The sequence below is a fragment of the Aeromonas sp. 102P genome, assembly GCF_051920345.1.
Classification (GTDB): Bacteria; Pseudomonadota; Gammaproteobacteria; order Enterobacterales; family Aeromonadaceae; genus Aeromonas; species Aeromonas veronii.
This window is the reverse complement of sequence record NZ_JBQBCZ010000001.1, coordinates 2,040,789-2,056,583: the sequence shown is the minus strand read 5'-3', so window position 1 is coordinate 2,056,583 and position 15,795 is coordinate 2,040,789. Positions and strand designations below refer to the sequence as shown.

General features: G+C 57.0%; 15 protein-coding genes. 11 read left to right on the top strand and 4 right to left on the bottom strand.

All coding sequences use genetic code 11. The features are described 5' to 3' along the window. Positions 1-136: 136 nt before the first annotated feature. Together rnm and ACTG1K_RS09905 are read right to left on the bottom strand one after the other, a co-directional pair. Positions 137-1,018 carry an RNase RNM gene (gene rnm / locus ACTG1K_RS09910; protein ID WP_440005199.1) on the bottom strand — a complete coding sequence of 294 codons (882 nt, stop codon included), beginning with the start codon at positions 1,016-1,018 and terminating at the stop codon, positions 137-139. A gap of 232 nt (positions 1,019-1,250) precedes the next feature. After that, the gene (locus ACTG1K_RS09905) at positions 1,251-1,454 is read right to left on the bottom strand and encodes a hypothetical protein (RefSeq protein WP_125729266.1); all 204 of its coding nucleotides are present in this window, start codon (positions 1,452-1,454) and stop codon (positions 1,251-1,253) included. An 11-nt stretch (positions 1,455-1,465) separates the two neighbouring features. Here ACTG1K_RS09905 and ACTG1K_RS09900 point away from each other — a divergent pair, with 11 nt between their 5' ends. From ACTG1K_RS09900 to ACTG1K_RS09860, 9 genes are all read left to right on the top strand, one after another. After that, positions 1,466-3,103 carry an anthranilate synthase component 1 gene (locus ACTG1K_RS09900; RefSeq protein WP_440005198.1) on the top strand — a complete coding sequence of 546 codons (1,638 nt, stop codon included), beginning with the start codon at positions 1,466-1,468 and terminating at the stop codon, positions 3,101-3,103. Further along, positions 3,096-3,695, top strand: coding sequence for an aminodeoxychorismate/anthranilate synthase component II (locus tag ACTG1K_RS09895; RefSeq protein WP_440005197.1), 600 nt, complete (start codon positions 3,096-3,098; stop codon positions 3,693-3,695). The genes ACTG1K_RS09900 and ACTG1K_RS09895 overlap by 8 nt, the downstream gene beginning before the upstream one ends. Before the next feature lie 15 nt (positions 3,696-3,710). Continuing rightward, a complete protein-coding gene (gene trpD, locus ACTG1K_RS09890) occupies positions 3,711-4,739 on the top strand; it encodes an anthranilate phosphoribosyltransferase (protein WP_279484096.1) in 1,029 nt (342 codons plus the stop codon). Continuing rightward, entirely contained in the window at positions 4,739-6,235 is a 1,497-nt protein-coding gene (gene trpCF / locus ACTG1K_RS09885; protein WP_440005196.1) for a bifunctional indole-3-glycerol-phosphate synthase TrpC/phosphoribosylanthranilate isomerase TrpF, read from the top strand. The genes trpD and trpCF overlap by 1 nt, the downstream gene beginning before the upstream one ends. Positions 6,236-6,282: 47 nt before the next feature. Beyond that, positions 6,283-7,476 carry a tryptophan synthase subunit beta gene (trpB, locus tag ACTG1K_RS09880; protein WP_005347359.1) on the top strand — a complete coding sequence of 398 codons (1,194 nt, stop codon included), beginning with the start codon at positions 6,283-6,285 and terminating at the stop codon, positions 7,474-7,476. Then, entirely contained in the window at positions 7,473-8,279 is an 807-nt protein-coding gene (gene trpA / locus ACTG1K_RS09875; protein WP_042032437.1) for a tryptophan synthase subunit alpha, read from the top strand. The genes trpB and trpA overlap by 4 nt, the downstream gene beginning before the upstream one ends. Positions 8,280-8,985: 706 nt before the next feature. Further along, positions 8,986-9,141, top strand: a complete 156-nt coding sequence (locus ACTG1K_RS09870; RefSeq protein WP_376896042.1) for a hypothetical protein — start codon at positions 8,986-8,988, stop codon at positions 9,139-9,141. 208 nt (positions 9,142-9,349) lie between these two features. After that, on the top strand, positions 9,350-10,078 hold the full coding sequence (locus tag ACTG1K_RS09865) for a DUF2971 domain-containing protein (RefSeq protein ID WP_376896040.1): 729 nt from the start codon (positions 9,350-9,352) through the stop codon (positions 10,076-10,078). A gap of 98 nt (positions 10,079-10,176) precedes the next feature. Further along, positions 10,177-10,734, top strand: a complete 558-nt coding sequence (locus ACTG1K_RS09860) for a hypothetical protein (RefSeq protein WP_376896038.1) — start codon at positions 10,177-10,179, stop codon at positions 10,732-10,734. Between the two features lie 575 nt (positions 10,735-11,309). Here ACTG1K_RS09860 and ACTG1K_RS09855 read toward each other — a convergent pair. Continuing rightward, complete coding sequence (locus ACTG1K_RS09855) at positions 11,310-11,852, bottom strand: metal-dependent hydrolase (protein WP_440005195.1); 543 nt, start codon at positions 11,850-11,852, stop codon at positions 11,310-11,312. Positions 11,853-12,072: 220 nt separating this feature from the next. On the opposite strand from ACTG1K_RS09855, the gene ACTG1K_RS09850 reads away from it, so the two are divergent. Continuing rightward, the gene (locus tag ACTG1K_RS09850; protein ID WP_101529787.1) at positions 12,073-12,849 is read left to right on the top strand and encodes a BPL-N domain-containing protein; all 777 of its coding nucleotides are present in this window, start codon (positions 12,073-12,075) and stop codon (positions 12,847-12,849) included. A gap of 181 nt (positions 12,850-13,030) precedes the next feature. Here ACTG1K_RS09850 and ACTG1K_RS09845 read toward each other — a convergent pair whose 3' ends face one another. Beyond that, entirely contained in the window at positions 13,031-13,180 is a 150-nt protein-coding gene (locus ACTG1K_RS09845) for a hypothetical protein (RefSeq protein WP_005338159.1), read from the bottom strand. Between the two features lie 443 nt (positions 13,181-13,623). On the opposite strand from ACTG1K_RS09845, the gene ACTG1K_RS09840 reads away from it, so the two are divergent. Beyond that, positions 13,624-15,723 (top strand): hypothetical protein, encoded by a 2,100-nt coding sequence (locus tag ACTG1K_RS09840; RefSeq protein ID WP_101529788.1) that lies wholly within the window; start codon positions 13,624-13,626, stop codon positions 15,721-15,723. Positions 15,724-15,795: the final 72 nt, after the last annotated feature.

The following is a 15,795-nucleotide window of genomic DNA, read 5'->3' as shown; positions in this document are numbered from 1 at the left end:
CGCTTCGCTGGTGCCGTTACCGGCTTGCCAGCAGCTCTACATGCTGTTCAGTGGTGAGCCCAAAGTGACCGGGATAGGCCAACCAGACTGTGGGAATCCCCTCTTGCCCGGTTTGTTCCCTATTTCGCTGGTGCCGTTACCGGCTCGCCAGCAGCTCGGCATGTTGCTCGGTGGTGAGCCCAAAGTGACCGGGATAGGCCAACCAGACGGGCATCCCCTCTTTGGGCAGCCAGAGGTGGCGGCCCAGCTCGGTCCAGTTGGAGGGGAAGTGAAAATCCGATCCCACCGAGATATAGAGGTCGTGATCCTTGGCCCACTGGCCCAGATTGGCCCGCTCCTGCGGACTCTGCTGGGGCAATGAGACCTCCATGGCATCGCCACCGGCCGCCTTGAAGGCCACCAGCAGCCGCTTGATCCACTTGGCGGTGAGATCGTAACGGCTCGGATGAGCCAGCACCGCCAGCCCGCCAGCGGCGTGAATGGCAGCGATGGCTTCGCTCATCTCGGGCCACTCGGCCGGGGCATAGCCTTTATTGCCACGGCTCAGGTACTTTTTGAATACCTTTTGCATGTTGTCGGCTACCCCGCGTGCCACCAGCACCCGGGCAAAGTGGGCGCGGGTCACGGCAGCATCACCGGCGAGCGCCTTGGCCTCTTCATAGGTGCCGGGGATGAGGCACTTCTCCAGACGACGCCCGATTTCCAGCGCACGCGCCTCACGGCGTGCCAGCTGACCGGCCAGAAAGTCGGTCAGCTGCGGATTTTTTTCATCCACCCCCAGCGCCACGATATGAATTTCGTGATGCTCCCAGCCGGTGGAGATCTCGACCCCGCTCACCAGTCGCAGCGGCAGTTGCTCGGCGTCGATGGTGCGGCGCATCTCATCAAGCCCGGCAAGGGTATCGTGGTCAGTAACTGCTAACACCTCGACCTGTTTTTCGGCAGCGCGGCGTACCAGTTCGGCTGGGCTCAGCACCCCGTCGGAGGCAGTGGTATGGCAGTGAAGATCGAATCTCATCAGGTTATTCCGCTCTCGTGGTCAGGTCACCATTCATGGCAAATCGGTGAAAGAAGGCTAAAAAGCGACTTGACTTGGCCGCGGCTTTATCGTTTTCTGTAGGCACTTCATTGCAAACATCTTTTTACAGGACTTTATCATGCAAACGACTTCCATCCTGACCATCTGGTGGTGGCACACTCCCTGATATGCGGGCGTGTGGTCGTTGCTGTATCTGTAATCTGACAGCAAATTAAGAACCCAAAGAAAAAGCCCGCTGACCCCAGCGGGCTTTTTTATTATCCGGCAAATGGACCTGTGATGAAACCGAGAATTCAGACAAGAACACTGACATGGCGATGGCGACCCTACTGAAACCGCCAAACCAACGTAATTTCCAAGGCATTTTTTCAAGGTATTCAACGTCATGAACATCGGTAAAACGCATCACACGCAAGGGAACGCACTATGACCGTCAATACGACTCGCTTGCCCCTGGGTGAATTCGATACCCTCAAGCTCAATGCCCCCTATGTGGCCGACCCGCTGGCACTCTATACCCAGCTCTGCCAGGGGCGCCCCAACAACCTGCTGCTGGAATCGGTCGAGATCGACTCCAAGGCGGGCAAGCAGAGCCTGCTGCTGGTCGATGCCTGCCTGCGCATCGAATGCCGGGGGCGCACTGTGCGGGTTCGCACCCTGAACGACAACGGCGCCCAGTTGCAGAGCTTGCTGGCCGAGCGTCTGCCCGCCGTCATCAGCCAGACACTGGTGGATGGCGAGTTGCAGCTCGATTTCCCGGCCTCCGATCGGGAGCAGGACGAAGATTCCCGCCTCAAGGGGAGCAGCGTGCTGGACGTGTTGCGCACCCTGCAGCGGGAACTCGATTGCCAGCTCGGCAAAGAAGCGCTGTTTATGGCGGGCAGCTTTGCCTACGACCTGATCGCCTCTTTTGAAGATCTGCCCGAAGTACCGGAGGGGAACAACGACTGCCCCGACTACTGCTTCTATGTGGCCGAAACCCTGATCACCATCGACCATATCGAGCGCACCACCCAGCTGATTGCCTGCATCTTTGGCGGCGACAGCGACGAGAGCCGGGTGGAGGACAGATACACCCGCCTGACCGAGCGACTCACCGACTTCAAACAGATTTGCCAGCAACCCCTCTGCGCCGAGCTGACCACCAAGCCCCTGACCGGTGGCATGAGCGTGGACAAGAGCGACAAGCAGTTCTGTGCCGAGGTGGAGAAGCTCAAGGGCTTTATCCGCCGTGGCGACATCTTTCAGGTGGTGCCGTCCCGCTGCTTCTCCCTGCCCTGCCCAAGCCCCCTGGCCGCCTATCGCCGCCTCAAGCAGACCAACCCCAGCCCCTACATGTTCTACGTGCAGGATGAGGGCTTCACCCTGTTTGGCGCCTCGCCGGAGAGCGCGGTGAAATTCTGCGCCGCCAGCCGCGATGTGGAGATGTACCCCATCGCCGGTACCCGCCGCCGCGGCTTCAACCCAGATGGCAGCATCAACCGGGATCTCGACGGCCGCATCGAGCTGGAGCTGCGTCAGGACGAAAAAGAGGTGGCCGAGCACCTGATGCTGGTGGATCTGGGCCGCAACGACATCGCCCGCATCTCGGAACCGGGTACCCGCTACGTCAAGGAGCTACTGAAGGTGGATCGCTACAGCCACGTGATGCACCTGGTCTCCAAGGTGGTCGGCACACTGCGCTCCGACCTTGACGCCCTGCACGCCTATCAGGCCTGCATGAACATGGGCACCCTCACAGGCGCCCCCAAGATCCGTGCCAGCGAGCTGATCCGCATGGTGGAAGGCAAGCGCCGCGGCAGCTACGGCGGCGCCGTCGGCTACATCAACGGTGCTGGCGAGATGGATACCTGCATCGTCATCCGCTCCGCTTTCGTGAAAGATGGCGTGGCCCATGTGCAGGCCGGTGCCGGGGTGGTCTATGACTCCAAGCCGCAAGCCGAAGCGGACGAAACCCGCGCCAAGGCGGCCGCCGTGCTGGCCGCCATCGCAGCCAGCCATGGCACCTCCCTGCAAGCCCTGAGCGCCCAGCAGGAGCAACATAAGGACGTGAGCCATGACTAATATCTTCCTGCTCGACAACTTCGATTCATTTACCTACAACCTCGTCGATCAGTTCCGCTCCCTCGGCTATCCGGTGCGGATCTACCGCAACAGCCTGCCGGCCAGCCGCATCATGAGCGAGATCGCCGCCTGCGAAGGGGACGCCGTGCTGGTGCTCTCGCCGGGGCCGGGTGCCCCCCATGAGGCGGGTTGCCTCATCGATCTGATCAAACTGGCCCGCGGTCAGGTACCCATCCTCGGCATCTGCCTCGGCCATCAGGCCCTGTGCGAAGCCTACGGCGGCACCGTCGGTGCGGCAGGCGAAATCGTCCACGGCAAGCGCTCCCTGATTGAGCACAACGGCCACGGCGCCTTCGCCGGTCTGCAAAGCCCCTTGCCGGTAGCCCGCTACCACTCGCTGGTCGCTACCTATGTACCGGCAGAGCTGACGGTGATTGCCCACTATCAGGGCATGCCCATGGCCATCGAGCAGCAGGATGAGCGGGTGCTGGGCTTTCAGTTCCACCCGGAATCCATCATGACCTCGGAAGGGGCCCGCCTGCTGACTCAGGCGCTCGCCCATATCACCCGTCCAGAAAGCAGCGTGCGGTAAGGTAAGGAGACCAACATGCATCATCATCTCAACACCCTCTATCAGGGTCAGTCTCTGAGCCGTGAAAGTACCCGCGACGCCTTCGGCCAGGTGGTACGTGGCGAAGTGGATCCCATCGTGCTCGCCAGTCTCTTGACCGCCCTCAAGATCAAGGGGGAGACCCCGGAGGAGATCGCCGGCGCCGCCGAGGCCCTCTTGGCAGAAGCGCGCGACTTCCCGCGTCCGGACTATGAATTTTGCGACATCGTCGGCACCGGTGGCGATGGCCTCAACACCATCAACGTCTCCACCACCTCGGCGCTGGTCGCCGCCGCCTGCGGCCTGAAAGTGGCCAAGCACGGCAACCGCTCGGTCTCGAGCAAGTCGGGGTCGAGCGATCTGCTGGACAAGATGGGCATCAAGCTCGACATGAGCCCAGCGCAGGCGCGCCGCTGTCTGGACGAGCTCGGCATCTGCTTCCTGTTCGCCCCCCAGTACCACGCCGGGGTGCGCCATGCCATGCCGGTACGCCAAGCCCTCAAGACCCGCACCCTGTTCAACGTACTGGGGCCGCTTATCAACCCCGCTCGCCCCACCTATCAGCTGATGGGGGTCTATGCCCCCGAGCTGGTGCGTCCCATCGCAGAAACCCTGCTGGCACTGGGGCTGAAAACCGGTATGGTGGTGCACGGTGCCGGGCTGGATGAAATTGCCATCCACGGCCCGACCCAGGTTGCCCAGATCCGTGACGGCGAGATCCGCGAGTTTCTGCTCACCCCGGCTGACTTTGGCCTCGAGACCTATCCGGTGAGCGCCATTCAGGGTGGGGAGCCTGAAGAGAACCGCGCCATCACCGCCGCCATTCTGGAAGGGCGGGGCACCCCGGCCCACAACGCCGCCATCGCCGCCAATGTGGCGCCGCTGCTGCTGATGGCGGGCAAAGCGAAAGATCTCAAGAGCGCGGCGGCCGAGGTGCTGGCGGTGCTGGCGAGCGGTAAAGCGGCTGAGCTCGCCGCCCGGCTGGCTACTCTGAGCCATCAGGAAGCGGGCCATCAGGAGGCATGATGTCAGCCACCACGTTGCACAACAGTCATTCAGAACGCCCGCAGGGCAAGAGCCAGTTTCGCAAGGATAACGAGATGTCAGACCTTATTGCCCCCCATGCTTTTCTGAACATGGCCTCCATCAGCCAGACCATTCTCGGCAAGATCGTGGCGGCCAAACAGGAGTGGGTTGCCGCCCGCAAGCTGGCACAGCCGCTGGAGAGCTTCCAGAGTGCGCTGACCCCCAGCGATCGGGATTTCGTAGGCGCCCTCAAGGCGGGCTCCACCCGCTTTATTCTGGAGTGCAAGAAGGCCTCCCCCTCCAAGGGGTTGATCCGCGACGATTTCAGCCCGGAGGCCATCGCCGACATCTATGGCAAATACGCCACCGCCATCTCGGTGCTGACCGACGAGAAGTTCTTTCAGGGGGATTTCGCCTTTTTGCCGCGGGTGCGCAGCCGCGTATCGCAGCCGGTGCTCTGCAAGGATTTCATGATTGACCCCTATCAGGTCTATCTGGCCCGCCACTATCAGGCGGACGCCATCCTCTTGATGCTCTCGGTGCTCACCGACGAGGGCTATCGCGCCCTGTTCGCGGTGGCCAAGGAGCTGGGTCTGGGCGTGCTCACCGAGGTGAGCAACGAGGAGGAGCTGACCCGCGCCATCGCGCTGGGGGCGCCGGTGATCGGTATCAACAACCGGGATCTGCGCGACTTGAGCGTCGATCTCAACCGCACCAAACAGCTGGCCAAAGATATTCCGAGCGATCGGGTGGTGATCAGCGAATCCGGCATCAACCACCGCGCTCAGGTGGCGGATCTGCGCCACCACGCCAAGGGCTTTCTGGTGGGCTCATCCCTGATGGCCGAGCCGGATCTGGAGGCTGCGGTGCGCAAGCTGGTACTGGGCCAGAACAAGGTGTGCGGCCTCACCCGCGCCGAGGATGCTGCCGCCGCCCATCAGGCGGGCGCGGTATTTGGGGGTCTTATCTTTGTGGCCAAAAGCCCGCGCTATGTGGACATCCCCGCCGCCCGCGCCGTGATGGCGGGCGCACCGCTCTCCTACGTCGGGGTATTTCGCAACGCCCAGCCCGCCACCATCGCCAAGACGGTGGAGGCGCTGGGGCTCGCCGCTGTCCAGCTGCACGGGGATGAGGATGCAGCCTATATCGATACTCTGCGCCCGCTGCTGCCAACTGGCTGCCAGATCTGGAAAGCGATTGGCATCACAAGCGGCGAGCCGCTGCCCGCCCTCGACTACCCGGCCGATCGCCTGCTGCTGGATACGAAAGTCGGCAGCCAGAGCGGCGGCACCGGTCAGGCGTTCGACTGGGCCATGCTGGCCAATCTCGATAAAGCCAGGCTGATGCTGGCGGGGGGCCTTAATCCCGACAACGCCCTGCAGGCGGCACAAGTGGGCTGCCTCGGCCTTGATTTCAACTCCGGGGTGGAGAGTGCCCCGGGCCAGAAGGATGCGCACAAGATTGCAGCCGCCTTCGGCGCATTGCGCAACCTGTAACGCAACCCTTTTTGATGTTTCGATTTAGCTAATACAAGGAAGAAGCCATGACCCTGCTCAACCCGTTTTTCGGTGAATTTGGCGGTATGTATGTACCCCAAATCCTTATCCCGGCCCTGCTCCAGCTGGAGAAGGCCTTCGTCGATGCCAAGGATGACCCGGCCTTTATCGCCGAGTTTCAGTCCCTGCTGACCGAGTATGCCGGTCGCCCGACTCCGCTCACCCTGACCCGCAATCTGACCAAGGGCACCAAGACCCGCCTCTATCTGAAGCGTGAAGATCTGCTGCACGGCGGCGCCCACAAGACCAACCAGGTGCTGGGTCAGGCGCTGCTGGCCAAGCGGATGGGCAAGAGCGAGATCATCGCCGAGACCGGTGCCGGTCAGCACGGCGTCGCCACCGCACTGGCCTGTGCCCTGCTCGGCCTCAAGTGCCGGGTCTATATGGGTGCCAAGGATTGCGAGCGCCAGAAGCCCAACGTCTTTCGCATGAAGCTGATGGGCGCCACCGTTATCCCGGTGCACTCCGGCTCCAGCACCCTCAAAGATGCCTGCAACGAGGCGCTGCGCGACTGGGCTGCCAACTACGAGTCGGCCCACTACCTGCTCGGCACCGCCGCGGGCCCACACCCCTTCCCCACTATCGTGCGGGAGTTCCAGAAGATGATCGGCGAAGAGGCCAAGGCCCAGTGCTTCGAGAAGGAGGAGCGACTGCCCGACGCAGTGATCGCCTGCGTCGGCGGCGGCTCGAATGCCATCGGCATGTTTGCCGACTTTATCGATGAGCCATCGGTGCGCCTTATCGGCGTCGAGCCGGGTGGTCACGGCATCGAGAGCGGCGAGCACGGTGCGCCACTCGGCCACGGCAGCAAGGGGGTCTTCTTTGGCATGCACTCCTACCTGATGCAGGACAATCAGGGCCAGATCCAGGAGTCCTACTCCGTCTCGGCGGGGCTCGATTTCCCCTCCGTCGGCCCGCAGCACGCCCACCTGGCCGCCATCGGCCGCGCCGAGTACCCCTCGGTGACCGACAAGGAGGCGCTGGACGCCTTCCAGGAGCTGGCCAAATCCGAAGGCATCATACCGGCGCTGGAGTCCTCCCACGCGCTGGCCCACGCCCTCAAAATGGCCCGCAGTGAACCGGAAAAAGAGCAGGTGCTTATCGTCAACCTCTCCGGCCGTGGCGACAAAGATATCTTCACCGTTGCCGACATTTTCGAGAAAGAAGGAACCTTGTCATGAACCGTTACGCACAACTCTTCTCCCGTCTGGACGCGGCCAATCAGGGCGCTTTTGTGCCGTTCGTGATGCTGGGTGACCCCACCCCCGAATTGTCGCTAGCCATCGTCGATGCGCTGGTCGCAGGGGGCGCCGATGCCCTCGAACTCGGCATTCCCTTCTCCGATCCGGTAGCGGATGGCCCCACCATTCAGGGCGCCGCCCTGCGCGCCTTTGCCAGCCACACCACCCCGGACGACTGTTTCGAGCTGCTTGGCCGCATCCGCGCCAAGTACCCGCAGCTGCCCATTGGCCTCTTGGTCTACGCCAACCTGGTCTATGTGCGCAAAATTGACGGCTTCTACGAGAAGTGCCAGCAGGCGGGTGTGGATTCGGTGCTGGTCGCCGACGTACCGGTGCAGATGTGCGCCCCCTACAAGGCGGCCGCCGACAAGTTCGGCATCGACAGCATCTTTATCGCCCCGCCCAATGGCGACGCCGAGACCCTGAAACAGGTGGCGGAGCTCGGCAATGGCTACACCTATCTGGTGAGCCGCGCCGGTGTCACCGGTGCCGAGACCAAGGCCGGCATGCCGGTGGAAGGTCTCATCAATACCCTGCGCGAGTTCAACGCTCCCCCCGCCCTGCTCGGCTTTGGCATCAGCGAACCGGCTCAGGTGCGTGAAGCGATTGCCGCGGGCGCCGCCGGTGCCATCTCCGGCTCCGCCGTGGTGAAGATCATCGAGACCCACCACCAGAACCCGGAACATATGCTCACTCGTCTGAAAGAGTTTGTGGAAGGGATGAAGGCCGCGACCAATCGATAAGGTCGGTTATGGGGTCAGCTGGTTGTGACCCTGATCTGCCAGTTCGCATAACCACGCCATAACCATGAGAAAGGGAGCCTGACCGGCTCCCTTTCTATTTCCTGCTTGTTGCCGCTCCCAGCGTCTTTTTCCCCTCTCCCCTTGGGAGAGGGTTGGGGTGAAGGGAAGCTACAGCAACCGAATTTGCTCAAATTGAATACTATTGATGACTAATTTATTGATCCAACACAGATTCCCGCCAAAACACGCTTCTCAACGCGCCACCAGCCCCCTTAAGATACCCGAATGACAATCAACCTCTCGGAAGAACGCCATGACAGCGATTGTTGCTATCTCGCAGGTTAACAGCAGCGAACTGGGGGCTGTCACTCAGGGGCGGTAGCGTGGTTTTTGTAGGTTGACGCAGCGTGTAGCAAAGCACAACAGATAAGCATTATTTCGCCAACCAGACCGGGACAAACAAGGATGTGGCAGATCCGTAAAACAGATTTACTGATATATTCGCGGTAAACGTTGGGCCTCACTTCGTTTAGCACCAAGCTATAATTGTTAGCTCAATATAATGGATGCCATCTATCTAATAATTATTTGATGACATCAAACGTAATTATAAATAATCATTATGGCCTCTGAAATAAAAGATACATCTGGAAAAACCTTATGCAAACTTGATGGAGCTGAAATAAAGGAGACTTCTGGAAAGATCATGTTCAAAATTACCAGTAGCGAAATTAAAACTTCAAATGGTAAAACACTTTATAGATTTACAGGGGATGAGACAAAGGAACCTAGCGGAAAAACTATTTACAAACTCACTGGTAAAATTCCATTACCAGTGTTATTCGCACTGAGTTTAATATGATGCGAGTTCTCTAGTTCATTTAAGTCTCACTCTTTAAACGGCTAACTAACAGTCATATAAACTCGGCAGACATCGAATGCTATTAGATAGATACTACAACCCAAGCAACACAGAAAAACTTTACCACTATTGCTCAGCCGAAACGCTTAACGCCATATGTTCGGGGAAAAAAATCAGATTCTGCGACATATTTTCGATGAATGACTTCATGGAAATGCATTGGGGTTATCAAGTTTGGGAACATGCAGCTACAGAATTAATCACAGAGCTAGGAAAAGAATTTATCGATAATGTCGATTTATTGCTTCATAACTCGGGAGCAATAGCACTGCCACTGGCATCTTGCTTCTCCAAGCATGGAGATACTTTAAGTCAGTGGCGCGCATATGGAAATGACGGCAAGGGGTACTCTATTGGATTTAATGCCGAATTATTGACCAAGCTCGCCGTCCGCCCTCTCCATGTCTTATACAACAACTCTGAGCAAATAAATGAAGTAAAAGCAATTATAAAAGCAATTCATGCAATCGAAGAATCAAAGGGAAATACTCGAGACAACGATTATATCGAAGCCATAACACAGCTTGCATTTGATCTTGCGGCATTTAAAAACCCCGCTTTCTCAGAAGAAAACGAGATTCGCTTAATACACTTGGTTAACTTCGAACCTAGCAACCGATCTCTGCGAATTGTTGATGCTGGCGGCACATCGCATGGAAAGTCCTTACCAGCCCAGACAATAAAATTCTTCATGCGTGATTCAGTTCCAGTCCCATATATCGACCTTGACTTCACTGACTCTGGAAATATAAATCCAATAGAAGAGATTATTTTAGGCCCTAAAAACAATGCCTTACCATCTGCTGTATCTATCTATCTCGAAACCTTAGGAATACCTAATGTAAAAGTTAAAAAATCTACAGCGTCCTACCGTTAATGATGGCTTATAACAAATAGTTCAAGCTGTTAGCTCGCTCATAGGAAAGGGTCACAGCCTGTCCCCTTAAAAAATATTAAGCTAAAATGGAACTGAAAATGACAAAAATATCAGAGAAAGACCTAACAAGAAACCTCCGTGTTTTTTTAGAGTCTGAACATCTAATTGACACAGCAACTTCCCACTTTAATGGGGATGATGAAGAAAAATCTGATATTGAGCTTGTGTTAATCTCCACGCTATGGCGAGGAGTTAATTCTAAAAAGTTATATATCGAAGCCAAATCTCACCATTCAAAAGACTCTCAAAACACAATCAATAAAATTTTCGGGCAACTTCTTAAAGAAACGGGAAAAAGAACCCTTGATAAAAATAGAGAATGCTTAGCAATACTATTTCCCTCTGAAAGTGCGAAATGGATTGATAATAAAGGTAAGACTGAAACTAGAATTGACGGCATTGAATATTATCGGAGAGGTTTCTCAAGAATAAACTCGCAAGTATTCATCAGTTTTGGTGAGTTAGTAGGAGCCAAGTATATTTTATCGTTCAATAGCAGCCTAAATGAATTGTATGTTTTCGAGTGGAGAACATTTTTAGAAAGCAATTCTACACCAATTCTAACCATAACAAATTCAAGTTCTCAAAAAAAATAAAGCTGTGCCAGTTTTTGAAGCATTACGCGTATAGGGGACGATGTCGCATTCTAAAGAAACCATTAATGAGTTTAGAGTTAGATATAAGCTCCCATAACAAAACAAAAATCTATTCATATAATTGGGGGTATTTTATTCTGTAAAGTTGGGATACCCACCTTTCTGAACAAGGCATAACATAGCCAACATTCAAAATGATGGATGTCCCAGCTCTGCTGCATCTCAGCCCCAAAAGTTGGCGTTGGAAGATTTGAGAAGTTGCATGACAGAAATCAGCCGAAAGACAATACAACTGGCCACTCTCTGCTTTTCCTTGTTTCTCTTAAGACTCGGATTTCGCGCCTTTGGCTATGACCTGCTTTATCACAATCCTAATGATCTCTACGGTATATCGGATTTAATTGAAATGGCGTTAGCTCTCATATATCTGGTGAGCTTGGGTCTCTGCATACTACATGCTCTGTGGATATTACTCCGACACTGGGTTCAAGGTGCCTTGGAGGCATCAGCCCAACTCGCTCTCTGTGCCGCCCAGTGGCATAGCTATGACTATCTTCATCACTTGGCCGCCAGTCTCAGCATTCCATAGGCGTCCTTCCCCACACCCGCCGTCCCATCAACACCAGCATCAATACAACCCCCGGCAGCCAGACCCAGTAGAGCTCGGAGAGGATCACCGCTTCACCTCGGGCAGTGAGATAGGCCTCCAGCTTGAAGGGGGCGACCCGGATCACCTGCCAGGGTGCAAAGAAGCGCTCATCCCGCCACGGCCAGAACCAGCCAACCCCCTTGCCGCCGGTGGTGAGGGAATCGAGCAGGCTGTGGGAGAGCAGAGAGACCAGCAGAAACGACCAGACAGTGGCGGCGCTGGCCCGAAATTGGCGATGAAACAACATGGCCAAGGTAGGCAGGGCAAAGGCAAACAGCAATGAGTGGGTAAAGCCGCGGTGGCCAAAGACATGGCCGTAGGCAACTCCCAGTTTAAAGGCGAGCACATCGGCATCGGGCAGCATGGCGATGGCAACCCCAGCCAGCAGCAGGCGGGGCGGGATAATCCGGCTGCCAAGCCCGAGTCCAAGGCAGAGAGGGACGGCGGCGTGAGTGACTATGGTGGGCATAGAATAAAGCTCCAACTGAAAACGTGAGCCTACCCTACCCCCGCTCGGTGAAGTGAAGGTGAAGTGCGCCCACTGTATTGGCTCGTTCGTTGTGTGTCGAACGCAGGCCCAATCAGCGTTGCCGCGTTAACTTGAAACGTTCATTTAACTGCGGCTGACATACAGAGCGGGATCGTGATAAGTAGTCTCTTCGATTCACATCACAGGGACAGTGGCAGCGATGAATGTATCAAAAAGCGTCGTGCGGATTGCGAGCGTTATCAGTCTTTGGTTAATGACAGGATGCATGGCAGAGGCCGCCTCTGCGCAGCCGCAGCAAGAGCCGTACGCGCTGATCTATAACGGGCCGGTTTCTGATGGGGATAGCACCAGAGCGATTGCTGATGTGGTCAAGCAGGTGGGCTTGCCGGTCAGGTATCTCTCCAATCTCGAGGCGCTGCCTGCAGAGCTCGATAATGCCAGGGTGTTTATCGTTGGCGGTACTGAGGACGATGTTGAGCCGCTCCTCAATGCCTTCACCGCGGACGCTCGTTCGGCGTTAAAAACCTATTTGCAGAATGGTGGCCGCTACCTCGGGATCTGTGGGGGGGCCTTTGTGGCATCCACCGGCTGGTCTGAAGAAGAGGGCTTTGTGCCGGCGCTGGGCCTTGTTCCTGCCACATCCGATGATTATGACGGCGACTTTAGCGCCAGGATCTTCCCGATCAGCTGGCTTGGTGAAGAGCGCCAGATGTATTACCAGGCCGGCCCGCAATTTACGCCGGTGCCAAGCCCCGAGCAGGTCAAGGTCATCGCCCATTTTCAAAACCATCAGATTGCCGCGCTGATCAGCTCATACGGGAAAGGCAAGGTGGCCGTTTCCGGGCCACACCCCGAAGCCCCCGAATCGTGGAAAGCCAACGCGGTGGACGGCGACCAGATGGAGTCGAATATTCATCTGGCTGCAGGACTCGTTAACGAGCTGCTCTCCGAAGAGCCCGTCACCCATTCGAAGTAGTCGCGCCCCTACGCCCTTGGATGTGACCCCATTGCTCGGCCCGGAAGTCAGGCCATCCAATCAGCCGCTATCCATAAAAAACCACCGACCTGCAAAAGGTCGGTGGTTTTTTTATCGGTGGTAGATAACGGGTAGCCGATACGAAGGGTTCGCTACCTCAACTTTCGCCCGGGAGCGAGCACTACTCTTCCTGCTCCTCCGGTTGTCTCTCCTCACCCCGTATCTGTAGCAGCTCCTCGACCCTGGCTTGCCACTTGTCGTGGGCCTGTTTGCGTTCCTGCTGCATAAATGCTTCTCGCATGGTGTCGATTTTCTGGTCAAGTGTTTCCATCAGAGTGTCTCCTTGTGTGACCGCGTAAAGACTGGCTGACGGCGCGTTGGCCAACCTGCTCCCCTAATCTGACACCGCTAATGCCGTTATTGCCCAATCAAATAATCGATTGGAAATGCTAAAACCAATCTAAAAATTCTTTTTCGTGTTTGTTCCACCACGCCAGCGCAAGGGAAACTGGCCGTTCCGAGCGGGATAATCCGGCGCACGATCAACATGTTGTTGAGTGTGGTCGTCCCCCTTTTCAGGGGAATGGGGCGCCGTTGCCCCATCCGTCCAGGGCGGGGTACCGGCAGATTTCCGGGGTGTTGCTGTGCCCATGATCACACAGTCACAACTCTCGCCCTCCGCTCACCGCGCCCCCGCTTTTTATCATCTAGAGTTACCGGGCAGTGCAAAGCTGCTGATTTATATACATTCGCCGCCAAGAGGGATCTTTTTTCATGACCGAGCATATCGATCTGCTACCTATCAACACGGATGATGAGCAGGACGCAGGCAACCGTTACCTCTACTACACCGAAGGGGATCTGGCCCGCATTCTTGCCAATCTGGAACAGCTGCGCCACGCGGTGTTTCCGGCCGCCATCGGAGAGAGTGAAACGGGCGCCACCGTACCCCACAACTTTCCGTCCGTCTGTCTGGTGGGGCTGGGACGCTGCGGCTCCAACATCGCGCAGGATGTAGCCTCGCTGGTCTACAACGCCCGCAGTTTTTATCTCAATGAGTTCAACAGTGAAGAGCAACGCAAGCGGGAGAAGGAGTTTGGCCCGGTAAGCTGGATCCGGCGCAACCTGCGGCTACCAAACAACGGTGCCCGGCCGGTCTTTCTGATCGAGCCCATGGTGATGCTGGGGGATCTGGACAAGGACATCGATGGCCGCATCCGCCACTCCAATCGCAGCGGCGAAGGTGGCTCCTTGCGTGACTACGCCAAGATGCGGGTGATGGACTTGTCGGAGATCCACGCGGGAGGCGCGGGTAACGCCCCCATCCTGGGTCAGTATCTGGCCAAGATCATCCTCAACAAGAGCCCCCACTACTTCGCCAACTCCGAGTGGCAGGCCATTCATACCTATCTGGTGGACTCCTGCGGCATCAAGGCCAACCAGTCCCGCCTCTATTTCTACATCTTCAGTGCCGGGGGCGGTACCGGCTCCGGCATGGCCTCCGAGTTCGGGCTGGCCCAGCAGTACTCCTACATGAGCAAGACCTTTTCACCCCCGTCAGAAGAGGAGGAGCACCTCTCCCTCGGGGAGCACTTTATGTTCGATCCCATCTTCACCAGCGGCATCTGCATCCTGCCCAATATCTGTGATCGGGGTATCGAGATCTCGGAAGCGCTGCACATCAACGCGGGGCGTTTGCTGTGCAAGTATCTGGCCGAGGAGTGGGACTTCTCCTATCACTTCGACAACGAGCAGGCGTGCGATGCCAGCATGCTCAAGCGGATCAGACCCTGGAATGCCATGATGCTGATCTCCAACGACATCATGCGCTACGCCGAAGAGAGCGACGATGGCGAGATCCAGCATGTTGACGTCAACACCATGGAGAAGTACGCCAATCAGTACATCTCACAGCAGATCTTCAACATCCTCACCGCCCAGGCCGTCACCACCGACTACGACGAGAACTACTTTCGCCGGGCGGGCATCGACATCAGCGAGACCATTCGGCTCGATGCCAACGACCTCTTTATGAGTCTGGCGGGGCCGGTGGCGGTAGCGTATGCCGAGTCCATCTCGCCCCCCGGCGGCCTGTTTGACAAGGAGGACGGGCTCAATGTGGACGATCTCTTCACCCGTTCCATCGAGCTGCCCCACTTCAACAAGATGACCCAAGCCATCGAGGGGATCAGTCTGCTGCCCATCGAGGCGGGCAACTATCGGGAGTATCTGGACGACTATGTGAAAAGTGGCCATGACCCGGCCCACCTCAACGAGCTGCACTTCTTCAAGAACTGCTCCTCTGTGGTGTCGATCATCTCCCTGCCCAAGGAGTACAAGCTCTCCTATATGGATCTCAACCGGCTCAAGTCTCACCTCAACGGGCTCTTCCCCAATACCACCCTCAAGCGCTATGCGCTGGTCATCGGGGCGTCGGCCAACATCTCCCTCACCACCCTGATCGTCAAGAGCCCCTGCCTGAGCGATGACTTCCTGACCCTGATCGTGGCCTTTATCAAGCGCTGTTTTGCCAAGGACCACTATCGCTTCGATGAGCATCTGGACAAGGCGGTGATCGAGATGATCAGCAATGAGGAGTGGAACGACACACTGCTCGACAGCATGCTCAACGAGTTCGAGAACCCGGCCAAGATCCTCGATACCAACTGGTACGCTATCAAGCCCATGTATGAGAAGAAATATCGGGAGCTTATCCGCGAGAAAGAGAAGTTCGTCTCCATCAACGATATTCGCCTCAGCCGCGACTCGGTGAAAAAGGCGCTGCTCTATCTGCGGGAGATCTATCGCCACCGGGTCAGCAAGACCCGGATCCTCTCCCTCAACCCACGGCTGGGGGAAGCGAACGCTCGCTAGCCCCCTGCCCATAAAGCAAAGCGCCCGCCCCACATGGGGCGGGCGCGTTTTTACTGGCGCAGCCTGGCTTTA